4 protein-coding genes are annotated in these 4,300 nt (G+C 47.4%); all 4 read left to right on the top strand.

Features of this window, described 5'->3' with window-relative positions:
- Positions 1–28 precede the first annotated feature (28 nt).
- On the top strand, positions 29–1,057 hold the full coding sequence (locus GY683_RS05280) for a quinone-dependent dihydroorotate dehydrogenase (RefSeq protein WP_297287750.1): 1,029 nt from the start codon (positions 29–31) through the stop codon (positions 1,055–1,057).
- Entirely contained in the window at positions 1,054–1,584 is a 531-nt protein-coding gene (locus GY683_RS05275) for a CvpA family protein (RefSeq protein ID WP_297287749.1), read from the top strand. Before GY683_RS05280 ends, GY683_RS05275 begins: the two co-directional genes overlap by 4 nt.
- Positions 1,585–1,600: 16 nt before the next feature.
- Positions 1,601–3,121, top strand: a complete 1,521-nt coding sequence (gene purF / locus GY683_RS05270; RefSeq protein WP_297287748.1) for an amidophosphoribosyltransferase — start codon at positions 1,601–1,603, stop codon at positions 3,119–3,121.
- Between the two features lie 149 nt (positions 3,122–3,270).
- Positions 3,271–4,300, top strand: a 1,030-nt coding sequence (locus GY683_RS05265) for a lytic transglycosylase domain-containing protein (RefSeq protein ID WP_297287747.1), incomplete at its 3' end; no start/stop codon positions are given.

Raw genomic sequence — 4,300 nt, 5'->3', positions numbered from 1 at the left:
TTTTCTTTGGCTTTTTGAGGTTATTTTCATGTCATATGCGTTACTTCGTCCGTTCTTGTTTAACATGGATCCAGAGCGCGCGCATGAATTCACCTTGAACATGCTTGAGAAAGCCAATAATGCTGGATTGTTGGGGTTCGGCTATGCCAAGCAAGCTTTGCCAACCACTTGCATGGGGGTTAATCTGCTTAACCCCGTGGGCTTGGCGGCAGGCTTAGATAAGAACGGCTCGCACATCGATGCGCTTAGCGAGCTTGGATTTGGGTTCTTGGAGATTGGCACGGTAACGCCGCGCGCGCAGTCAGGTAATGATAAACCAAGACTGTTTCGCATTCCGCAGGCAGGCGCGATCATTAATCGCATGGGTTTTAATAATGAAGGCGTGGATCAGATGATCCAAAACATCGAACGCGCCAAATACCAAGGCGTGCTTGGCATTAATATCGGCAAGAATGCCGTTACCCCTGTTGAGAAGGCGCTTGATGATTATGTGTACTGTCTAGAGCGTGTCTATCCTTATGCCAGCTACATCACGATTAACATCTCAAGCCCCAACACTAAGAATCTGCGTAGCCTACAAGGTGGCGATGCGCTGTCTGCACTGCTAGATGGCATCAAAAACTGCCACAGCAGACTGGCGAATGACTATGGTTTTTATGTACCGCTTGCCCTAAAGATCGCACCAGATTTGGATGAACCTCAAGTCGATGAGATTGCGCGCACGGTGATTGAGTTTGATATTGACGGTTTGATCGCTACCAATACGACATTGTCTCGCGTGGGTGTGGAAGACTATCCGCATGCTGATGAGATGGGTGGTCTGTCAGGTCGTCCTGTGAGCCATAGTAGCACGCAGATTTTATCGCAGTTCCATGATCGTTTGGCAGACAAGGTGGATTTAATTGGCGTGGGTGGTATTGATGAAGGCGAGCTTGCGGTCAAAAAACTAAAAGCAGGTGCCAAAGCCGTACAGATCTTCTCGGGTATGATTTATAAGGGTCCTGCGCTCGTGACAGACTGCGTTCAGGCTATCGCAGGTTACCAAGACGGACAATGACAGCATTTACCGAATCTATGACGCTCATTGATGTTTTTATTGCCTTTATGGTGTTGATGGGCTTGTGGCGTGGCTTTACCGCTGGTTTTGTCAAGACGGCAGCGTCTTTGGTGGCGTGGCTGTCAGCGCTTATCATCGCCTCCCGCACCGCCAAGGAAGTAGCGCCGTTTTTGGCAGGCTTTATTGAAAATCCTGTGCTACAGATTGCTGCTGCTTTTTTGTTGGTTGCGCTTGGTGTGGTTGCTGTGGTGCATCTTTTGACATCCATCATTACAGGCACACTAAAAACCTTAAAGCTGGGCTTTGTGGATCGTCTGCTTGGTGGTGTATTGGGTGCGGCGACAGGTATTCTAAAAGTGCTCATTATTCTAAGTATTGCATCACCACTACTGGCACATCTGCCGAATTGGCAACAATCCATATTAGCTCAAAACCTCTTACCACTTGCCCCCATCGCCATGGAGCTACTACAAGAAGCGCTGGGCGGTGCATGGCAACAAATCCAAAATCCCTACCAATCATCTTAATCAATTGGAGTAAATTATGTGTGGCGTAATCGGCGTTGTGGCGCATGAACCAGTAAATCAGATGCTGTATGATGGCTTAACCATGCTACAGCATCGCGGACAAGATGCGGCAGGGATTGTCACTTTAAAGGACGATCGTCTATACCTACGTAAAGACAATGGCATGGTGCGCGATGTCTTTTTGAATCAGCACATGGTGCGTTTGGTGGGTAATTTTGGCATCGGACATGTGCGTTACCCAACGGCAGGCACCTCAAGCACGGCAGAGGCTCAGCCGCTGTATGTAAACTCTCCTTATGGCATTGCACTGGCGCACAACGGCAACTTAACCAATGCCGATAAGCTTGCCAAAGAGCTCTATGAGAGCGATCATCGTCATCTAAATACCGATTCGGATTCAGAAGTTCTATTGAATGTTTTTGCCAATGAACTCCAAAAATCCACCAAGCCGAATCTTGAGCCTGACGATATTTTTCAGGCATTAAAAGCTGTCTATCAGCGCTGTGAAGGTGCGTATGGTGTGGTTGCCATCATCGCAGGTCACGGTCTGCTTGCGTTCCGTGATCCTAATGGTATTCGTCCTCTGGTCTATGGTCGTCGCCTAACAGGTCAAGGCGTGGAGTATGTCGTGGCATCTGAATCGGTGGCGATTCAGGCGCTTGGCTTTGAGGTGGTTCGCGATGTGGCGCCAGGTGAAGCGATCTTTATTGACTTGCACCATAACCTACACACCAAGCAATGTGTCGAAGATGTTAAGCACACACCTTGTATCTTTGAGTATGTTTACTTTGCCCGTCCTGATTCGATCATTGATAACATCTCAGTACACAAGGCGCGCATGCGTATGGGTGAGAAGCTTGCCCAAAAAATCATCCGCGAGTGGGGCGAAGATCACGGCATCGATGTTGTCATCCCTATTCCTGATACATCTCGTAATTCAGCGCTTGAGCTTGCCATGCATCTGAATGTGAAATATCGTGAGGGCTTCACCAAAAACCGTTATATCGGTCGTACATTCATCATGCCAGGACAAGGGCAGCGCAAAAAATCTGTCCGTCAGAAGCTAAATGCCGTACCGCTTGAATTTAAAAATAAAAACGTCCTACTGGTGGATGATTCTATCGTGCGTGGCACAACTTGTCACGAAATCATTCAAATGGCGCGCGATGCAGGCGCAAAAAACGTATTCTTCGCCTCTGCTTCACCAGAAGTGAAATTCCCGAACGTCTATGGCATTGACATGCCATCTCGCCATGAGCTGATCTCATCAGGTCGTACTGTCGAAGAGGTTCGCGAGATCATCGGTGCGGATCGCCTGGTTTTCCAAGATTTGGATGATCTGATTGAAGCGGTAAATAACACCAAGTACAGCCGTGTTGATGAGTTTGACTGCTCTGTCTTTGATGGTAATTATGTCGCAGGCGGTATCGATGAAAAATACCTAAATGACCTGCAAGCCAAGCGTAATGACGCCGCCAAAAAGACGGTCACCGTCGTAGATACGCCCGTGGACATGACCGGCATCACCGGTGTGTAAAATTAGTACTAAGAATAAGTCGCCGTTTGGCGGCTTATTTTTATGGGTTATATGTGCCAAATAACGAAACGTAACTTAAAATTATTCGACTTTTGGGTGATTTTACGTTAAAGTGTTGGCGCATTTTATTAATTAGTTGTGAAGATTTTATGAAATATATTAATGTGAAACCGGCACTTGCTCTAACTGTACTGTCTGCAGCAGTATTAACCGCGTGTAATAACACAGCGCCAGTTAAGCAGCCACCCATCAAAATCGTACATGGCACCAGCATTCCGCAGCCTGCACCGATGCCAAAGCCTGTGGTGATACCGACGCCACAGCCTGCGCCGCAAGTTCAAATGCCAACAGCGCGTTATTATGCTAATTTTGATGAATGGAAGCGTGATTTTATTAACCGCACCATCGCCCAGGGTTATGAGGCAGGCTCGGTTCATCGTCTGATGAGCGGTGCAAGCTTAAATCAAAGAGTAATTGATCTTGATCGTTCACAGGCTGAATTTACCAAGATGCCTTGGGAATATGTCAATGGCGCAGCATCATCGAATCGCGTTAATCAAGGACGCGCCAAAATTGGTGAGTATCCAACCACTTTCAATAACGCCCAAAATAACTACGGCGTTCCAAAAGAGATCATTGCAGCGATCTGGGGTATGGAGTCATCATTTGGCGCGGGCATGGGTAGCATGGATCTAGTCAGCGCTTTATCGACTTTGGCTTATGATGGACGTCGTCGCCAGTTTGCAGAAGATCAGTTGATCGCCATGTTAAAGATGATCAACCGCGGCGATACATCTATTGGTCAGCTAAAAGGCTCGTGGGCAGGCGGTATGGGTCACACGCAATTCATCCCAAGCACTTGGATCAATGAGGGTGTTGATGGCAATAATGACGGCCAAATCAGTCCGTGGAGCATTGGCGATTCACTAAACTCTACCGCAAACTACCTAAAAAATGCCGGCTGGATCATGGGTCTGATGCCATATTATGAAGTAAGATTGCCTGCTAATTTTGATTATAATTTACTTGCTAATAAACAAAGTCTTGACGCATGGCGACAGCTGGGACTTACTTCAGCAAGTGGTGAATATTTCGGCGGTCAATATCTATCAGAACTCTGGCTGCCTGCAGGTAAAAATGGACCTGCGCTGCTATTAACGCCGAACTTCGATGTCATCA

Source organism: Moraxella sp. (assembly GCF_024227015.1).
GTDB lineage: Bacteria > Pseudomonadota > Gammaproteobacteria > Pseudomonadales > Moraxellaceae > Moraxella.
This window is presented reverse-complemented; position numbering and strand designations above follow the sequence as displayed.